Below are 16,974 nucleotides of genomic sequence, written 5' to 3'. Positions count from 1 at the left end.
ATGGAGTTCACGCAGACGGTCACCGGACCGTGGGGCCGATCACTCGACGGGGGTCAGCGGGGCGGGATAGCCGGGGACCTCCTTGGACAGGCGCCACGGCTCGCGCGCGTCGATCGCGGGAAGACCGGCCAGCTCGGGGACGTACCTGCGGATGTAGGCGGCGCCGGGGTCGAACCGCCTCGCCTGCCGCACCGGGTTGAGCACGCGGCCGGGGCGGGTGGAGTTGCCGGTGCCGGCCATCCACTGCCAGTTGCCGGAGTTGTTCGCCACGTCTCCGTCGAGCAGCAGGTCGAAGAAGTGCGCGGCCCCCGCCCGCCAGTCCACGCCCAGGTGGTTGACGAGGTAGTCGGCCACGATCATGCGTGCCCGGTTGTGCATCCACCCCTCGGCGAGGAGCTGGCGCATGCCCGCGTCCACGATCGGGACGCCCGTCATGCCCTCCTTCCACGCGCTCACCGCGTGCGCGTCGTCTCGCCACCGCCGGGAGCCCGGCCGGTAGTCGTCGCGGTTGATCCGCGGGAACGCCCAGGCCACCTGGTGGAAGAAGTCGCGCCAGCAAAGCTGCCGGACGAACGTGTGCTCCTCGTCCGCCCCCGCCTCCGCGTGATCGGCGAGCTCCAGCGGTGAGACGCATCCGAAGCGCAGGTACGGGCTCAACCGCGAGGTGCGGTCGCCCGCCAGGTCGTCGTGCCCGTCGGCGTAGCCGTCCAGCCCCCGCGTCATCCACCGGTTCATGCGGGCGCGGGCGGCCGACTCGCCGCCTTCCAGGGCCGGGTGCGACGAATGGTCGGGCAGGTCGCCCGCAACCAGGCCGGACGGCACCGGGACGCGGGCCGGCGCCGGGAGCACCGCGCGGCGCCGACTGCGGGACCACGCCCGCCAATAGGGCGTGAAGACCCGGTAGTGGTCTCCGCCTCCCGACGGCGTCAGCGCGCCGGGAGGGACGACAGTCAGGCCGGGGAACAGGCGGACGTCGACCCGTTCTCCGGCGAGCCGCCGCTCCCGGCTCCGCCCGAGCTCGCTGACGTCGGCGCTCGCGTATATCGCGTCGGCCTCCACCTCACGCGCCAGCCGCATGGTCTCGGCCACCACGTCGCCCCGCCGTACGAGCAGGTCGCCGTGCCGGGACCGGAGCGACTCGCGCAGATCGGCCAGGCAGTCGAGCAGGAAGCCGGTCCGGTGGCCGGCGGGCACCTCGGGATCCAGCACGAACAGCGGCACCACGCGGCCGCCGCGCTCGCAGGCGGCGGACAGGGCCGGGTGGTCGTGCACGCGCAGGTCCCTGGTGAACAGCACAATCGCGGTGTCCATCGACGAAGCATTCGGCGCCGGCGCCCCGGCGGTTGCATCCGCGGCGGGGGTCGTACGCGAATCGACTGGCATGGGGGTGCTCCCGCGGATGGCACGCTGGAGCGGCAGACGGCGCGTGACGGCATGGGCAGGCACGGCATGGCACGGTACGGAGCGATGGACGAGGAAACGCCGAGGACACCGGAGACCGGCGGCACACCGGTCATCGAGGACGAGCACGGGGGTGAGCACGGCTACGGCATCGGCGCCGTCGCCCGCATGATCGGCGTGCCGATCCCCACGCTGCGCACCTGGAACCTGCGGTACGGCATCGGCGCGAGCGGCCGGAGCCCCGGCGGCCACCGGAGGTACAGCGCCGCCGACCTGCGACGCCTGCGGGAGATGCACCGCCTGATCCGCGCCGGCTACGTGCCCGCCGACGCGGCGAGCGCGGCGCTGGCGCCACGCCCGGCTCCCCGGCCCGAGCCCATGGAGCCGTCCCCCGCCGTCGTGGGCCGGCGAGGTTCCGGACCGGCTCTCGCGGGGGCGCGCGCGCCGGAAGGCGAGGGTGTTCCCACCGCCGCCCGCCTGGTGGGCGCGGCGGCGGCGCTGGACTCCGTCGCCGTGGCGGACGGCATCGGCGCCGCCCTGGCCCGGCACGGCGTCGAGTGGACGTGGGGGCGGCTGGTCCTGCCCGCATTCGCCGCGATCTGCCGCGGTCAGGCGGAGACCGGGCGGGGCGTCGAGGTCGAGCACCTGTTCTCCGACCGGCTCATGGCGGCGCTGAACGCGCTGTCCGCGCGGCCGGCCAGGCCGGTGCATCCACGTCCGGTCCTGCTCGCCTGCGCGGAGGACGAGCAGCACAGCCTGCCGATCCACGCGCTGGCCGCGGCGCTGTCGTCCGAGCGTGGAGTGGAGACGCGGATGCTCGGCGCCAGGACGCCGTCCTCCGCGCTCGCCGGGGCCGTACGCCGGCTGCATCCGGTGGCCGTCGTCGTCTGGTCGCAGATGCGCGAGACCGGCGACCCCGCTCCGTTGGCCGCGCTGCCGAGACAACGCCCGTCCGGCCGGATCATCGTCGGCGGCACCGGCTGGTGGGACGGGCTGCCCCCTCACGTGATCCGGGTCAGCACCTTCCACGAGGCCGTCTCCCAGGTCATGGCCGCACTGGTTTGACCCGTTCTTGGTGGCCTCATGCTCGTGATGAGGTTGACGGGTCTCAGCACGCCTGCCTATGAATAGATTTTGAGTAGTTTTCTGTACGGCCGGGGGAGCACGGCGGCAGCGCCGGGGGCACCGCAGCGGACACGTCCGAAAACGGGGGCTCGTCGACATGGACGACACACGCGGCGACACGAGCGAGACGATGGAGACGCTTCTCGCGCGCGGGGAGCCGGGAGCGCTCTGCGAGTGCTTCCGGACGTACGCGCCGATGGTCCGTTCCTACCTGCGGCGGCTGGTTCCGGCGCAGGACGTGGACGACGTGGCGCAGGTCGTCTTCGCCGAGGTGTGGCGGTCCCGGCACCGGTTCGACCCGGCCAGGAGCCTGTCCGCCTGGCTGCTGGGCATCGCGCACAAGCGGGCCGTCGACCATCTGCGCGCCCGCGCGCCGCGTACCGTGCCGATCGAGGCAGTCGCGGAGCCGACGGACGGCCGCGCGGCCGGGGACGACCTCGCCGACCGCGACCTGGTCCGCCGGGCCCTCGCCGAGCTGCCGGTGGCCCAGCGGCAGGCCATCGCGCTGGCGTACTACGGCGATCTGACCCAGCGGGAGATCGCCGAGCGCCTCCGGGTCCCCCTCGGCACGATCAAGGCCCGTACGACCCGGGGCCTGCACCGGCTTTCCGCACTTCTGGAATCGGCGGCGACATGAACATGAGCACGCACGCGAGCGTCGGAGCGACCACCGACTCGGGCGTCGAACACGTCCGGCCGCGGGTGGCGGTGTCGAGCTGCCTTCTCGGTGAGCCCGTACGGTTCAACGGGGGGCACTGTCGTGACCGCCTCCTCACCGGACCTCTGTCGGAGTTCGTGGACTGGGTGCCGTTCTGTCCTGAAATGGAGATCGGCCTCGGAACGCCCCGCGAGACGCTCAGGCTCGAACGCTCTCCCGACGGCCCGCGCCTGGTCACCCGGAAGACCCGCAGGGATCTCACCGAACCGATGACGTCCCTGGGGACCGCGAGGGCGGCGACCCTGGACGTGGACGGCTACGTCTTCAAGGCGAAGAGCCCGAGCTGCGGGATCCACGGCATCCCCGTCTACGCGGGAGACGCGGCCGCCGACCGGCGGAACCGGGGCGTGTTCGCCGCCCGGATCGTCGATGCGCACCCGCTCCTGCCCGTGGAGGACGAGGGGCGGCTGAACGACGACGTGCTGCGCGAGGCGTTCATCGAGCGGATCTTCGCGCACGCCCGGCTGCGCGCGTTCCTCACCGGTGAAACAGGCAAAGCAGGCGGGATGCGTCCCGGCGCCCTGGTGGCCTTCCACTCCCGCCACAAGTTGCAGATCCTCGCGCACGACCCCGTGGGCTACCGCCGGATGGGCGGTCTGGTGGCCGAGGCGGGCGTCCGCGCCGGTGACCGGCTCGCCGCCGACTACGCCGACGAGTTCCGCGCGGCGCTCGCCGTACGCGCGACCATCGGGCGCAACGTCAACGTGCTGCAGCACTGCCTCGGCATGGTGAGCGATCACCTCGACCCGGTCCGGCGGGCCGACCTCGACGAGGTCATCCACGACTACCAGGCCCACCTGGTGGCGTTGAGCGTGCCGCTCGCCCTGCTCCGGCACCATGCCAGGGGCGCGGGCGCCGCGTACCTGCGCGACCAGACGTATCTGTCGCCCTACCCCCACGAGCTGGGCCTGCGCAACCATGTCCCGGCCTGAGCGGGCGACCCGCTGCCTGGTGACGGGCGCCACCGGCTACGTCGGCGGGCGGCTGGTCCCCGAACTGCTCGGCGCCGGGTACGGCGTGCGATGCATGGTCAGGACACCGCGCCGGCTGCGCGACCAGACCTGGCACGGCAGAGTGGAGATCGCGAAGGCGGACGCCGCGGATCACGGGCAGACCGTACGAGCCTTGGAGGGAACGGACGTCGCCTACTACCTCATCCACACGATGGGGTCCTCCCGTGCGTTCGCCGCGCGGGACCGTGAGGCGGCGAGGGTGTTCGCGTCCGCGGCCGAGGAGGCGGGCGTGCGGCGCGTCGTCTACCTGGGCGGCCTCACGCCGCCGAGCAGGCCGTCGCCGCACATGCGCTCCAGAGCCGAGGTGGAACGGATCCTCCTCGGTTCCGGCGTCCGCACGGCGGTCCTCCGGGCCGCGGTGATCATCGGCTCCGGGTCGGTGTCGTTCGAGATGCTGCGCTACCTCACCGAGCGGCTGCCGGTCATGGTCACGCCGAGCTGGGTGCGCACCCTGACGCAGCCGATCGCGATCCGCGACGTGTTGCGCTACCTGGTCGGATGCGCCGCGCTGCCGGACGACGTACACCGGGGCTTCGACATCGGCGGCCCCGACGTCCTCACGTACGCGGACATGATGCGGGGCTACGCGGCCGTGGCGGGCCTGCCGCGCCGGCTGATCATGCCCGTGCCGGTCCTCACGCCGCGGTTGTCGAGCTACTGGGTGGGGCTGGTCACGCCGGTCCCGGCGGGCATCGCGCGACCGCTGGTCGAGTCGCTCCGGGGCGAGGCGATCTGCCGGGAACATGACATCGCGCGGTATGTTCCGGACCCGCCCGAGGGCCTGATCGGGTTCACGCAGGCGGTGGACCTGGCGCTCCGCCGGATCAAGGAGGCCGACGTCGTCACCCGCTGGTCCTCCGCGTCGATGCCCGGCGCGCCGAGCGATCCGCTGCCCACCGACCCCGACTGGGCGGGCGGCAGCCTGTACGTGGACGAGCGGCATCGGACGGTCGACGCCCCGCCGGAACGCCTGTGGCGGGTGATCGAGGGCATCGGCGGCGACAACGGGTGGTACTCCCTGCCCGTCGCGTGGCGGCTCCGCGGCTTTCTCGACCGCCTGATGGGCGGTGTCGGGTTGCGCAGGGGGAGGCGCGACCCGCACCGGCTCCGGATCGGCGACGCCCTCGACTTCTGGCGGGTGGAGGAGGTCGTGCCGGGCTCCCTGCTGCGGCTGCGCGCCGAGATGCGGCTGCCCGGCCTGGCCTGGCTGGAGCTGACCTGCCAGGAGGACAAGGGACGCACCGTGTACGGCCAGCGGGCGATCTTCCATCCCCACGGCCTGCTCGGCCACCTGTACTGGCGGACCATCACCCCGCTGCACGGGCTGATCTTCGGGCGCATGCCGGGGAACATCGCCAGAGCCGCCGCCCGCCGGCCGGGCCGTACGGGCGGAGGGGCGCGGCCGTGAACCCGCCGTGGCGGCAGGTTCTAGCGTTACCCGTGTGATCGGGAATGACGCCGCCGGACGCCGGTGGAGCATCGGTGAGCTGGCACGGGCCAGCGGGGTGACCGTGCGCGCGTTGCGTCACAGCTGTGCGAGCTGGAGGAGCAGGCCGAACGGATCGACCGGCTCAAGCACCGGATCCGCGGACTGCTGGACCAGCTGGACCGCGCGTTGATGCCCGATTCGGATAAATTTACGATGATTCTGGAGATGATCTCGATGTTCGATAGCTCTTGGCGGCCAGGACCGAGTGGGCCAGGCTGGTCGACGAGCTCCTCGGCCATGTACGGGCCGGCCCGCCGACGAGATGGTCGCCCTCGTCGCCTACCTTGAACGGGTACGTGCTGCCTAGGCGTGATGGCAGACGGCCTCGTGATCCGTGGTCAGGACGTCGAACGTCACCTCGGGCGGCATGTAGAGGGAGTTGTACACCGGGCAGTGCCGTACGGCCGCCGTGAAGGAGTCCCGCAGTCCCTCCGGGAGGCCGGGAGCATGGATCTCCAGCATGACCCTGCTGAGGTGCGCCGGTTGCAGGCCGAGGTCGTAGCGCACGGTGACCGAGACGCCGGCGGGCAGCTGGCATCGGTGGAGGTAACGCTCGGCGCAGTGCGCGACGCACGCGGCGAGGCTGCCGACGAACAGTTCGGTCGGTGTGGGACCGGTGTCGCTTCCGCCGAAGTCTCTCGGCTGGTCGATCCGCACGGAGTGCCCGCGGATCTGGATGTCGAAGCGGTCACCGCCATGCCACGCGACACACAGGGTTTCGCTCCGGCTCTCGGCCATGGCTGGCTCCACGCTGCTGACTCGGTGCTGCTGAGACGGTGCTGCTGAGACGGTGCTGCTGTTTCCGTGACGCCTGCTCTTTGTCCGGCTGCCCGCAACGTCGCCTGCCAAAACACCATAAAGGTTGATATTTCCGCATGAGGCTTTCTTGGCTCTATGTCTGATTTGTTGTGATTCTTTGGGGGAGGGGACTGACACACGCGGGTTGGCGCCATGCTCCCGAGCCACTCCGGAGGAGAGGTGGGCGTCCATGAGGGATCCGATCGTCGTCGGTGTCGACGGGTCGGCGGCCTCGCTTCACGCGGCCGAGTGGGCCGGGAACGAGGCCGTACTGCGCGGCACGCCGGTACGGGTCGTCCACGTCACACTCCAGTGGTCCTACCACGTCCCGCTGGCCCCGCAGCCGGGCCGCTGGGGCCCGGAGGAGTCGGAAGCCGCCGAGGAACTGCTGCAGCGGGCGGCCAACCGGGTCAGGGCCGGCCATCCGGACGTACAGGTCGCCACCGAGATCGTGAACGGCGGCCCGGGGGAGACGCTCGTCGCCGCATCGGAGGCGGCGGAGTTGCTGGTCGTGGGCAACCGGGGGCGTGGCGGGTTCACCGAGTTGCTGCTCGGCTCCGTGAGCCGGTACGTCGCCTCCCGGGCGTCGTGTCCCGTGGTCGTCGTACGGGAGCCGCACGCCCACCGGCGCGGCGAGATCGTCGTGGGCGTCACCGGACGGCCGGACCAGGACGCCGTCCTCGAGTTCGCGTTCCGCGAGGCCGAGCTGCGCGGCGCGGTCCTGCGCCTCCTCCACGCCTGGACCCATCCGACCAGCACGGGGCCCGGCGACATGCTGCCCGTCGTGTACGACGTGGAGGCGGTCGGGCAGGAGGAGGAGACCCTGCTCGGCGAGGCCGTCGCCGGGTGGCGCGAGACCCGGCCCGATGTCCGCCTCGTCTCGCAGGTCGTACGCGCGCATCCCGCGAAGGCCCTGATCGAGGCGTCTGCCGAGCACGATCTGACGATCGTCGGAGCCCAGGGAGAAGGTCGCTCGCTGCTCGGCCTCGGCTTCATCGCCCACGCCGTCGTGCATCACGCCCGGGGCCCGGTCGTCGTCGTACGCCGCTGACCCACGGGTCGGGGATGTGTCGGAAGTCACGGTCGGACGGGCCGGTCACCGGGGACCTTCGGCCCTGCTCGGAAGGGGCGCGCGTGTGATGCGCTGGCCTCATCCCGGAGGTGGTGCCATGAACGCTCGTGCGGCCGAAGAGATCAGCCATGCCGTCCATGCCGCGGTGGAGGCCGCTGTCTGGGCTCCTTCCATACACAACACCCAGCCGTGGGCGTTCGCGGTGTCCGGCGACGAGATCAGCCTGCGGGCCGATTCCGACCGGCGCCTCCGGGTGGGCGACCCCGAAGGCCGCCAGATGCTGATCAGTTGCGGCGCCGCCCTGTTCAACGTGCGCCTCGCCCTGCGCGCGCTGGGATACGAGTCGCGGGTGAAGGTCCTGCCCGAGCCCGACCGCCCCGCGCTGCTGGCGACGATCCGGCTGGAACCCGCGAACCGGCCGGACGACGACACGCTGTCGCTGCACGCCCAGATCGAGCGCCGCCGTACTCACCGGGCGGGGTTCACCACGCTGCCGGTGCCCGACCGCGTCATCGAGACGCTCGTACGGCAGGCCGCCGCCGAAGGCGCACGGCTGACCCCGATCCGGTCTGAGGCGGCGGTGCGGATCGTCGCGGCGCTCACCGGCGCGGCCCAGGACGTCCAGGCTCAGGACCGGGTGCTCAGCCTGGAACTGATCCGATGGGCCCGGCCGCCCGGCAGCGGCCGCCGCGACGGCGTCCCCGCGGACGCGTACCCGCGCTCGGCCACGCGCACCCAACCGCACTTCGCCCAGCGGGACTACGCCAGGGGCCACAACTGGGGCGGCGACACGGACCTCGCCGCCACCTCCCCCGGAGTAGTCGCGGTGCTCACCACTCCGGGCGACTCCCGGGAGGAATGGATAGGCGCGGGCCAGGCGCTGCAGAGCGTCCTCCTGCACGCGTGCGGGGAGAACGTGACCGCGGCCTTCCACACCCAGGCGCTGGAGATGCGCCACCTGCGCGAGTTCCTGCGTGAGGAGCTGTGCTCCGGGGAGTATCCGCAGATGATCATGAGGTTCGGGGTCACCCTCGACGTGGGCGGCACGACGCGGCGTCCGGTCTCCGAGGTGCTCGACGGCGCCTGACAGGAGCGCGACCGCGTGCGGGGCATGCCCGGCGCGGTGATCGCGGCGAGAGGGCCCGGAAGGAGATGGGTTCAGGAGGAGATGGGGCAGATGGCCGAACCGATCGTCGTGGGCACCGACGGCTCGCCCGCCGCTTCGGCCGCGATCGTGTGGGCGGCCGACGACGCGGTGAGGAAGGGGGCGCCCCTGCGGGTGGTCCACGCCATACACCGCCTGCCGTACGCGAGCCCGCCCTACCCGATCCCCGGCCTGGACGACGCCCTGACCCGGGCGGGGAGCCAGTTCCTCCGGGAGGCCGAGCAGATCGCGCGAGAGCGACACCCCGACATCGACGTATCCTCCGGGATGGTCAACGGAGTACCGACGCGCGTCCTCGTCGGCGAGGCCGAGCGAGCGTCCGAACTGGTGGTCGGCAGCCGCGGCCGGGGAGGCTTCACCGGGATGCTGCTGGGTTCGGTGAGCGCGTACGTCGCCGGGCGGACGTCCGTCCCCGTCGTCGTCGTACGGCCGGGCCACACGGCGACCCGCGCCGAGGTGGTCGTCGGCATCGACGAATCGGAGGAGTGCGAGCCCGCGCTCGCCTACGCGTTCGAGCAGGCGCGGTCGCGTGACTGCCCCCTGCGCGCGGTGCACGGATGGCGGTTGCCTCCCGAGCTCTACACCGGGTGGTTCGTCTACGACCCGCACGAGATGCAGCAACTCCGCCACAACCTCGCCACGGGCCGGGTCGCCGCCTGGCGGGCGAGATATCCCAGTGTGCCGGCGGAGGTCGAGGTGATCTGCGATCACCCGGTCACGGCGCTGGTCGAGGCGTCCAAGAACTCGGCCCTGCTCGTCGTGGGAACGCACGGCAGGAGCGGGATCGGCGCGATGGTGCTCGGTTCGGTGAGCCGTGGCGCCCTGCACCACGCCCGGTGCCCCATCGCGGTGGTGCCTTCCGAACCCGGTGGCCGAAGGTCCTCTCTCGCGTAGGCCCCCGCGCGTCCGGCGCCTCGGTTACCGCGTACGCGGGCCCGGCCGCACTCCGGCCGCACTAGCGAAGCCGTCGCCGGAACGCCGAGGGCGGGGGAGCGGTGGGCGCGAGCCGTATCCGGATGTCGACCGCCGCGACGCCGCGCGGGGTGACGATCAGCGGATTGATGTCGAGCTCGGCGACCTCGGGGAGATCGTCGAGCAGCCGGCCGATCCGGACGATCCGCTCCTCGAGCGCCCGGACGTCCGACTCGGGGCGGCCCCGATACCCGAACAGCAGCGGAGAGCAGCGCAGTTCCCTGAGCATCTCGGCGGCCTCACCGTGTGTCAGCGGCGGCACCCGGAACGCGTTGTCGGCCAGCAGTTCGGCGGTCACCCCGCCCATCCCCACCATGACCAGGGGACCGAAGGCCGCGTGCCGGACGCCGCCGACGATCATCTCCACGCCGCCGGTCACCATGCGCTGCACGAGCCCCCCGGTCATGCCGGGGCCGACCTGCTGCTCCATGTCCCGGTACGCCGCGGCCACATCCTCGGGAGTACGCAGTCCCAGGCGTACCCCTCCGACGTCGCTCTTGTGGACCAGGCCGGGCCCGGTGGCCTTCAGAACCGCGGGGAGCCCGGTCATCGCCGCCGCCTCCGCCGCGCTCTCCGGACCGTCCACGCCGATCGACTCGACCACGTCGACGCCGTAGCAGCCGAGCAACCGTGCCGCGGTCCGGTGGTCGAGCCAGCCTCCCTCCGGCGTACGGGCGAGTTCCCGGGCGACGATCTCCTCGGCCGTCGCGACGGCGCGTCGTTCCTTCTCCGACTCCGTCTCCGGCTCCGGCTCGTCCGGCAGGGCGCGCCAGCGGGCGTGCTCAACCGCGCGGGCGAGGGCGTGCACCGCCTGCTCGGGGAACGCGTACGTCGGCACCCGGCCGCCGATCAGCCCGTCATGGCCGACGACACAGGCGAGCACCGTCTTGTCCGTGCCACGCGTCGCCTCATCGATCGCCGCCTCCGTACGGGCGCGGCCGGAGCCGAACGGCGGCGTGTAGACCACGATGACGGCGTCCACGCCGGGGTCGGCCAGTACGGTCTCCAGCGTGAAGCCCAGCTCCGACGCCTCGCCGTCCGCGGTGAGGTCGACGGGATTGCCCACGGCGGCCCCGGGGCGCAGGCCCTCCCGCAGCCGCCGCCGGGTCTCCACCGACAGCTCGGGTACCTCCAGCCCCTGCCGTTCGCAGGCGTCGGCCGTCAACGCCTCGGGACCGCCGGAGTTGCCGACGATCGCCACCCGCCCGCCGCTGGGAAGCGGCTGGCCGACCAGGAGCCGCGCCGTATCGAGCAGATCCTGGACGGTGTCGACCCGGATCACCCCGGCGCCGGTCAGCAGCGCGTCCACCGCCGTGTCCGGAGTGGCCGCCGCCGCCGTGTGCGAGCGCACGGCGCGGTCGCCCGACGTGCTGCGGCCGCTCTTGACCACCACGATCGGCTTCGTACGGCCGACCCGGCGGGCGATCCGGCCGAAACGGCGCGGGTTGCCGAAGGACTCCAGATACAGGCCGATCACCTCGGTCCTGTCGTCGTCCTCCCAGTACTCCAGCAGGTCGTTGCCGCTCACGTCCGCCTTGTTGCCGACGGAGACGAAGCCGGACAGTCCGAGGCCGACCTCCGTCGCACGGTCGATCAGCGCCACCGCCACCGCTCCGGACTGCGACATCATGGCCAGGCGGCCGGGCTCGGGCGCCTTGGGCAGGAAGCTGGCGTTGAGGGCCGACCCGGTGTCGACCACGCCCAGGCAGTTGGGGCCGACCAGGCGCATCCCCGCCTCGCGGCAGATCCTCAGCAGCTCCGCCTCCGGCTTCGCGTCGCCCGTCTCGGCGAAGCCCGCGCTCACCACGACCAGGTTCCCCACGCCGGTCCGGGCGCAGTCGCGGGCCACGTCCAGTACGGCCTCCGCCGGGACGGCCACCACGGCCAGTCCGACCGGCCCCGGAACGCTGTCCAGATCCGGATAGGCGACGAGCCCGCAGAGCCGCTCGGCGCGCGGATTGATCGGGTAGATCGGCCCGGGGAAACCGCCGTCGACGAGGTTGCGCAGCACCCGATGGCCCACATTGGAGGGGTCACGGCCGGCGCCGATGACGGCCACCGACTCCGGTGAGAACAACCGGGCCAGCGAGGCCCGCTCCGCCTCGTGCGCGCGCTCCTCGACCTTCTCAAGGAGGCGCCGGGTCGGCCGCAGCGTGATGCGCAGCTGGACCTGCTCGCCGTCGTAGCTCCGCCCGACCTCCAGGCCCAGGTCCCGTACCACTTCGAGCATCGGCCGGTTCTCGGCCAGGACGTCGGCGATCATCTCGTGCACACCACTCTCGGTGGCGTCCAGGGCCAGGTGCTCCAGCAGGAGGGTGCCCAGCCCCTGCCCGTGCACGCCGTCGTCGAGGAGGATGCCGAGGTCGGCGACCTTGCCGGTGTCGTCGGGCACGTACTCGGCGACGGCCACGAGCCGACCGTTGATCAGCGCGACGAGCGCGTGGCCGTGGAAGCCGGGTTCGGTCAGGCGGTCCACATAAACATGGGCGGAGGCCCTGCCGCCGCTGAAGAACCGCAGGTAGGCCGAGCGCTCGCTGGTGCGATCGACCAGCGCTCGCAGGGCGGGCCGATCCTCAGGACGCAGTGGGCGCATGTGCGCGATCCCGCCGTCACGTAGAAGGACGTCGCATTCACCGGAGGCCGCTCGTTTCATACCTCCACCCTCTGTTCGGGGGCCGGTGCGAAACAGGGTCTTTGTGCCCCGCCGGGGACGGGCTCTCGTCCCTCAAACGTCCCACCGTTCCCTTCAGGGCATGCCGGCGCGGCTCCTTCCGGGGCCTTCACCTCAGCGCTCTCTGCGGTGTCGAACCGTGTCCGCGCGGCGGTCGCAGCCCGTCTGGTGATCGCACCGTTGCCGGAGGTCGTCTTTCAGGTCGGCGAGCACGTCTTGTTTTCAGGTGGGCCAGGGCTTCAGGTCGGCGAGAACGCCTTGCCCAGCATGTTCGTTCGAGGCGAGCGAACTCTCGGCCCCCGCATGCCCGGGCGCCAGAAGAGGCGCCCAGGGTCGTTCCGGCACCGCGTGCCCCGCCAGGTCACCGCGACGCCTGCCCGTACGGGCAGGCGCTTGATTCCGTTGATGAAGTGGCTCTGGAGGTAGGCGGGCTCGCCGACCCGCAGTCGGGGCAGGCGGTGCAGCACATGCCGCAGGAGCTCGGTGAGCTGGGCCTTGGCGACATGCGCTCCGAGGCAGTGATGCACTCCGCCGCCGCCGAACCCCACGTGTGGGTTGGGCGTCCGGTCGAGCCGAAGCTCCGCTGGCTCCACGAAGGCGCGCTCGTCCCGGTTGCCGGAGCGGTAGAACAGGGCGACCTTCTCGCCCGCCGCGATCTGCCGGCCGCCCGGCACCGTGTCCACCATGGCGGTACGCGTGAACTGGATGACAGGTGACGCGTAGCGTACGAACTCGTCCACAGCGGTGCCGATGCGACCGTCGAAGTCCGCCATCAGCCACCGCTTCTGCTCCGGATGGTCGGCGAGCGCCTTGATCGCGTGAGTGGCGGTCTGCTTGGTCGTGTCATGGCCCGCGGTGCTGAGCAACACCAGGAACGCGCCGACCTGCTCGTCACTGAGCCGCTGCCCGTCGATCTCGGCCTGGACGACACCGGTGATCAGGTCGGCGGTGGGCTCACACCGCCGTTGCCGCGCGAGCTCCGCACCGAGGCCGTGCAGGTAGGCGACCTGCTCGAGGAAGAACGACGTGGGGTCCTGCCCCTGGTTGTATTCGGGGTCGCTGGAACCGAAGATCGCCTCAGTGGCGCGGGCGACTCTGTCCCGCTCGTGCGGCGGTACACCGAGCATCTCCCACGCGGTGCGCATCGGCAGCGCCGCGGCACACCCGGACACGAAATCCACCTCGTCATCCACCCCGTCATCCGTGTCGTCGCCGGAGGCCAGGGCGGCGGCGAATCGATCGACGATTTCTTCGGCGTTGGCCTCGATCTGGCTCTGGATCCGGGTGATCTGCCGCGGGGTGAACGCGGCACTCACCAGTCGGCGGAAGGTCGTCTGCCGCGGCGGGTCCATCGCGAGGAAGAAGCTGGTCAGCGTGGCGACCTCCAGCGGGAACGGCTCCAGCGAGACACCGTTGGCCGAGCTGAAGATCTCGCTGTTCCTGCTGACGTACCGGATGTCCTCGTTGCGGGTCACCGCCCAGAATCCGCTCTCGCTGTGTGGGAACGGCACATCGATGGGGGCGCTGCCACGAGACGGGACGTTCTTCGCGCAGCTCACGGAAGGATTCGTCGCGAACGGCCGCGGGCTGCGCCCAGAACGCCGCAGACGAGGTGTCCACCTTGTCGAAGGCCCTGGCTTCAGGCATGGGTGTGCACCTCCGCCGTGCCGTTGCCGGCGTCCGCCGGAAGCCCGTCGGAGAGCGGGTGTAGGTGGTCGGAGGTGTCGTAGCCGACCGCGAGGATTCGAAAGCCGAACATGCGCCCAGCGTGGGCGGTGCACGATCCCGGCCGCCTGAGCGAAGGTTCCCGGCTCCAGGAACAGCGGAGGGACCGGGGAACAGCGGAACCAGGGAACAGCGGAACCAGGGAACAGCGGATCCCGGGAACAGCGGAGAATCCCGGGAGCATTGGGCGCGGGCCCGCCGCCTGCTCGAACTCCCCCGGGAACTTTCAAGCTCCACGAACCACACCAGAACACCTGCAGGTAACCGTGTGACAGAGAGACCAGCCTCGAAAATCCCCGCCGAAAAAGTCCGGCTCCATCCGGATCGGAGGTCCGGCTCATCCTGCCTCTGGAGACATCCGTTCCACCATCCGCCTGCGGGTCAGCACCCTGAAACCCTTCACAACTGCATTGCGCGGCAGCGCGACGATGTCGATCTTCTCCTGCTCGCTCGCTTGCTCCGTCGCGCCCTCATGCAGTCGGTCAGCGATGACGACGCTCCTCGGTTGGTAAGAACTGCGACGACAACGGCTTGGAGCGGGCGGATGCGCTATGCGCCTGTCCGTCCGTTTCCGCCTCTTGCCCCGCGCGCAGCATCCGCTGGGAGATCCGAGACGACATGCACGAGGCGTTTATTGCCCTCGCCACCGCCATCATCTACTGACGGCGCCTCATCCGGCTGATCGCTGTGTCAGGAGTTCTGGCCTGACGCGCGACGTGCCACCGCCCACCCCAACGGTAGCGGCGCTGGTATAGGCGGCAGCGGCGGCGGAACCGCCAGCGGCGCCGGTGCCACCGGAAGACAAGCATGGGTCGGGTGGCCGGGGGAGGGATCTCACGTCCCAGCCACGCCGACGATGGGTGCCGCCGCACCTTGCGCGACATATGGGGTCCCTCTCCTTACGCCTTCCCCCAGAAGGTGGAGAACACCCGGCGGTGCAGGACATTTGCAATGTCGAGAACACCCAGAATGTGCAGGACATGCAGGAACATGAAGAGCGTGCCGGACACGCAGAACATTCAGGACATTCAGAGTGTGCAGGACATTCAGAGTGTGCAGGACATGCGGGAACGCCAGAACGTGCGGGACATGCAGAACGTGCCGGACATCCAGCACATTCGGCTCACTTTTTGCGTATCGCGTCCGATATTTCCCGAATTAAGATAGCAATTTCATCATCGAAATTATTTGCGAATTCGACTTGCCGACGCCTCGCCCGTCTGGCACTATTCATACAGGCGTTCTAATCCGTGATCGGGGGTGGGGTGTGGTCGAGCTCTTCGGACCTTCCGGGTTCTATTCGGAGAAACCGGCAGATCGCATCGAATCCGGCCCTTGTGATGCGGATTGGTGGGATCGAGTAACGGCGCCAAGCTCGGCCGGGATTCCTGAAATATCCCACGGCACTTCAGTGCTGGCCATTGACGACTTTCTTCCCGGCAAGGATGAAATCGGCAGCCGGGTTTCTTCCGGCTGGGTTCCACTCGAGAAGGCACTACCACTCCCCGGATGGCCGCGACAAGGCACACTTTTCCGCGATCGGGATCCCATTTCCTCGCCGTCAAAGCCCATCACTACCGCGCCAGAGACCGCGACTTCTGAGACCGCGGCTCCAGAGACCGCGGCTTCACGCACCGCTGCCCCTGCGGGCGCCGCTTCCGACACCCCGGTTCGCGAGACCACCATCGGCGACGCCTCTGGGGGTTCTTCTCCCGGTGCGGGTCGGGTGTCGTGGCCGTTGGTGGCGTCGGTCCGGGAGACGGCGTCCGCGTTGGCTCTCGCGGTGGTGCCGGAGTCCGCGGGGGTGTGTCTGGCCGAGGTAGAGGATCTGTTGTTCGCGCGGGATCGGCTGGTTTCGGCGGTCGCGGCGCGGGTGGAGCGGGTCCACGCCGCTGGTGAGGCCAGGGCGCATGGGCATGCGTCGACGAAGTTGTGGTTGCGTACGGCGGCGGGGATGAGCGTCGCGGGGGCGGGGCGGTTGGTCGCGCTCGCGGTCGAGCTGGCTCGTCTGCCTGTGGTTCGGGCTCGGTTCGCTGACGGCAGTCTGGCGGAGGGGTATGTGACGGCGATCTGCGCGGCGACCGGCCGGTTGACCGATGAGCAGGCCGTGTTGGCGGAGCCGATTCTGGTCGCGTTGGCGGATCAGGCGGGTCCGGCGGAGATCGCGCGGGCGGGCCGGTATCTGTATGCGGTGCTCAACCCCGATGGTGAGGATGACGATGCCGAGGCCGATTATCGGCAGCGTTTCCTGCTGGTGCGGGAGAGTTCTTCGGGTGGGCTGGAGGGGGAGTTCCGGCTTCCCCGCGAGGCGGGGGCGCGGTTGCGGGCGTTGCTGGATGCCTATGCCAAGCCTCGGGCTGTGGGTGATGACCGGCCGTTGCGGGTGCGGAACGCTGACACGTTGATCGCCGTGCTGGAGCGGCAGATCGGTACCGAACTCCTTGTTCTGATCAACGCCGAGTCCCTCCCGGATGACCTGCCATCCACCACCGCCAAGGACATCACCACCAGCGAGACCGCCACCGCCGACGACACTGCGACCATGGACGCCCCCACCGAGGACACCGCGACAGAGGACGCCGGCACCGGGGACGCCAGGGCCGGGGACGCCAGCAGCGGGGACGCGCGGCATGCAGCCCATATCCCGGACGTGTGGGGCTCGGCCGTAAGTGAGCGCGAGCCCACACAGGACGGGCAGGGGCCGCCACAGGATCAACCGGACGAAGCGGTCGGCGGCCCGGACGTCGTGTGGGAGGAATCCGGCACGGCCCCATACGAGCCGGGCAGCACGCGGAGTGAGCCAGACACGGCCCGCAGCGACCCGA

General features: G+C 70.9%; 12 protein-coding genes. 8 read left to right on the top strand and 4 right to left on the bottom strand.

The features are described from left to right. Window positions 1-39: 39 nt before the first annotated feature. Window positions 40-1,311 (bottom strand): cryptochrome/photolyase family protein, encoded by a 1,272-nt coding sequence (locus AB0I59_RS37370; protein ID WP_358140747.1) that lies wholly within the window; start codon window positions 1,309-1,311, stop codon window positions 40-42. A 156-nt stretch (window positions 1,312-1,467) separates the two neighbouring features. On the opposite strand from AB0I59_RS37370, the gene AB0I59_RS37365 reads away from it, so the two are divergent. The 4 genes from AB0I59_RS37365 (at window position 1,468) to AB0I59_RS37350 (ending at window position 5,665) form a co-directional block, all read left to right on the top strand. Further along, entirely contained in the window at window positions 1,468-2,466 is a 999-nt protein-coding gene (locus AB0I59_RS37365; protein WP_358140744.1) for a MerR family transcriptional regulator, read from the top strand. A 157-nt stretch (window positions 2,467-2,623) separates the two neighbouring features. Beyond that, window positions 2,624-3,163 carry an RNA polymerase sigma factor gene (locus AB0I59_RS37360; RefSeq protein ID WP_082777476.1) on the top strand — a complete coding sequence of 180 codons (540 nt, stop codon included), beginning with the start codon at window positions 2,624-2,626 and terminating at the stop codon, window positions 3,161-3,163. Window positions 3,164-3,165: 2 nt separating this feature from the next. Then, window positions 3,166-4,176: a YbgA family protein gene (locus AB0I59_RS37355; RefSeq protein WP_358140741.1), complete on the top strand. Its 1,011-nt coding sequence runs from the start codon at window positions 3,166-3,168 to the stop codon at window positions 4,174-4,176. Beyond that, window positions 4,163-5,665, top strand: coding sequence for an SDR family oxidoreductase (locus AB0I59_RS37350; RefSeq protein WP_061259991.1), 1,503 nt, complete (start codon window positions 4,163-4,165; stop codon window positions 5,663-5,665). Before AB0I59_RS37355 ends, AB0I59_RS37350 begins: the two co-directional genes overlap by 14 nt. A gap of 384 nt (window positions 5,666-6,049) precedes the next feature. Here the strand turns inward: AB0I59_RS37350 and AB0I59_RS37345 are convergent, their stop codons facing one another. After that, window positions 6,050-6,484, bottom strand: a complete 435-nt coding sequence (locus AB0I59_RS37345) for an OsmC family protein (RefSeq protein ID WP_061259993.1) — start codon at window positions 6,482-6,484, stop codon at window positions 6,050-6,052. A gap of 250 nt (window positions 6,485-6,734) precedes the next feature. On the opposite strand from AB0I59_RS37345, the gene AB0I59_RS37340 reads away from it, so the two are divergent. The 3 genes from AB0I59_RS37340 (at window position 6,735) to AB0I59_RS37330 (ending at window position 9,675) form a co-directional block, all read left to right on the top strand. Beyond that, entirely contained in the window at window positions 6,735-7,595 is an 861-nt protein-coding gene (locus AB0I59_RS37340; protein WP_061259994.1) for a universal stress protein, read from the top strand. Window positions 7,596-7,713: 118 nt separating this feature from the next. Then, window positions 7,714-8,703: an Acg family FMN-binding oxidoreductase gene (locus AB0I59_RS37335; protein ID WP_061259995.1), complete on the top strand. Its 990-nt coding sequence runs from the start codon at window positions 7,714-7,716 to the stop codon at window positions 8,701-8,703. 90 nt (window positions 8,704-8,793) lie between these two features. Continuing rightward, window positions 8,794-9,675 carry a universal stress protein gene (locus AB0I59_RS37330; RefSeq protein ID WP_358140736.1) on the top strand — a complete coding sequence of 294 codons (882 nt, stop codon included), beginning with the start codon at window positions 8,794-8,796 and terminating at the stop codon, window positions 9,673-9,675. Between the two features lie 61 nt (window positions 9,676-9,736). Here AB0I59_RS37330 and AB0I59_RS37325 read toward each other — a convergent pair whose 3' ends face one another. Further along, the gene (locus AB0I59_RS37325; protein WP_358140733.1) at window positions 9,737-12,346 is read right to left on the bottom strand and encodes a bifunctional acetate--CoA ligase family protein/GNAT family N-acetyltransferase; all 2,610 of its coding nucleotides are present in this window, start codon (window positions 12,344-12,346) and stop codon (window positions 9,737-9,739) included. A 317-nt stretch (window positions 12,347-12,663) separates the two neighbouring features. Continuing rightward, complete coding sequence (locus AB0I59_RS37320; protein WP_358140730.1) at window positions 12,664-13,983, bottom strand: cytochrome P450; 1,320 nt, start codon at window positions 13,981-13,983, stop codon at window positions 12,664-12,666. 1,433 nt (window positions 13,984-15,416) lie between these two features. Here AB0I59_RS37320 and AB0I59_RS37315 point away from each other — a divergent pair. Then, a partial coding sequence (locus AB0I59_RS37315; RefSeq protein WP_358140727.1) for a DUF222 domain-containing protein occupies window positions 15,417-16,974 on the top strand: 1,558 nt, incomplete at its 3' end.

The sequence above is a fragment of the Microtetraspora glauca genome, from assembly GCF_040656155.1.
Classification (GTDB): domain Bacteria; phylum Actinomycetota; class Actinomycetes; order Streptosporangiales; family Streptosporangiaceae; genus Microtetraspora; species Microtetraspora glauca.
This window is presented reverse-complemented; position numbering and strand designations above follow the sequence as displayed.

What these genes read in the sequence shown, in the direction of transcription:
- AB0I59_RS37335 (WP_061259995.1), top strand. Translation starts at nt 7,714, where the DNA reads ATGAACGCTCGTGCGGCCGAAGAGATCAGCCATGCCGTCCATGCCGCG.
- AB0I59_RS37325 (WP_358140733.1), bottom strand. Translation starts at nt 12,346, where the DNA reads ATGCGCCCACTGCGTCCTGAGGATCGGCCCGCCCTGCGAGCGCTGGTC.
- AB0I59_RS37370 (WP_358140747.1), bottom strand. Translation starts at nt 1,311, where the DNA reads ATGGACACCGCGATTGTGCTGTTCACCAGGGACCTGCGCGTGCACGAC.
- AB0I59_RS37360 (WP_082777476.1), top strand. Translation starts at nt 2,624, where the DNA reads ATGGACGACACACGCGGCGACACGAGCGAGACGATGGAGACGCTTCTC.
- AB0I59_RS37350 (WP_061259991.1), top strand. Translation starts at nt 4,163, where the DNA reads ATGTCCCGGCCTGAGCGGGCGACCCGCTGCCTGGTGACGGGCGCCACC.
- AB0I59_RS37330 (WP_358140736.1), top strand. Translation starts at nt 8,794, where the DNA reads ATGGCCGAACCGATCGTCGTGGGCACCGACGGCTCGCCCGCCGCTTCG.
- AB0I59_RS37345 (WP_061259993.1), bottom strand. Translation starts at nt 6,484, where the DNA reads ATGGCCGAGAGCCGGAGCGAAACCCTGTGTGTCGCGTGGCATGGCGGT.
- AB0I59_RS37355 (WP_358140741.1), top strand. Translation starts at nt 3,166, where the DNA reads ATGAGCACGCACGCGAGCGTCGGAGCGACCACCGACTCGGGCGTCGAA.
- AB0I59_RS37365 (WP_358140744.1), top strand. Translation starts at nt 1,468, where the DNA reads ATGGACGAGGAAACGCCGAGGACACCGGAGACCGGCGGCACACCGGTC.
- AB0I59_RS37340 (WP_061259994.1), top strand. Translation starts at nt 6,735, where the DNA reads ATGAGGGATCCGATCGTCGTCGGTGTCGACGGGTCGGCGGCCTCGCTT.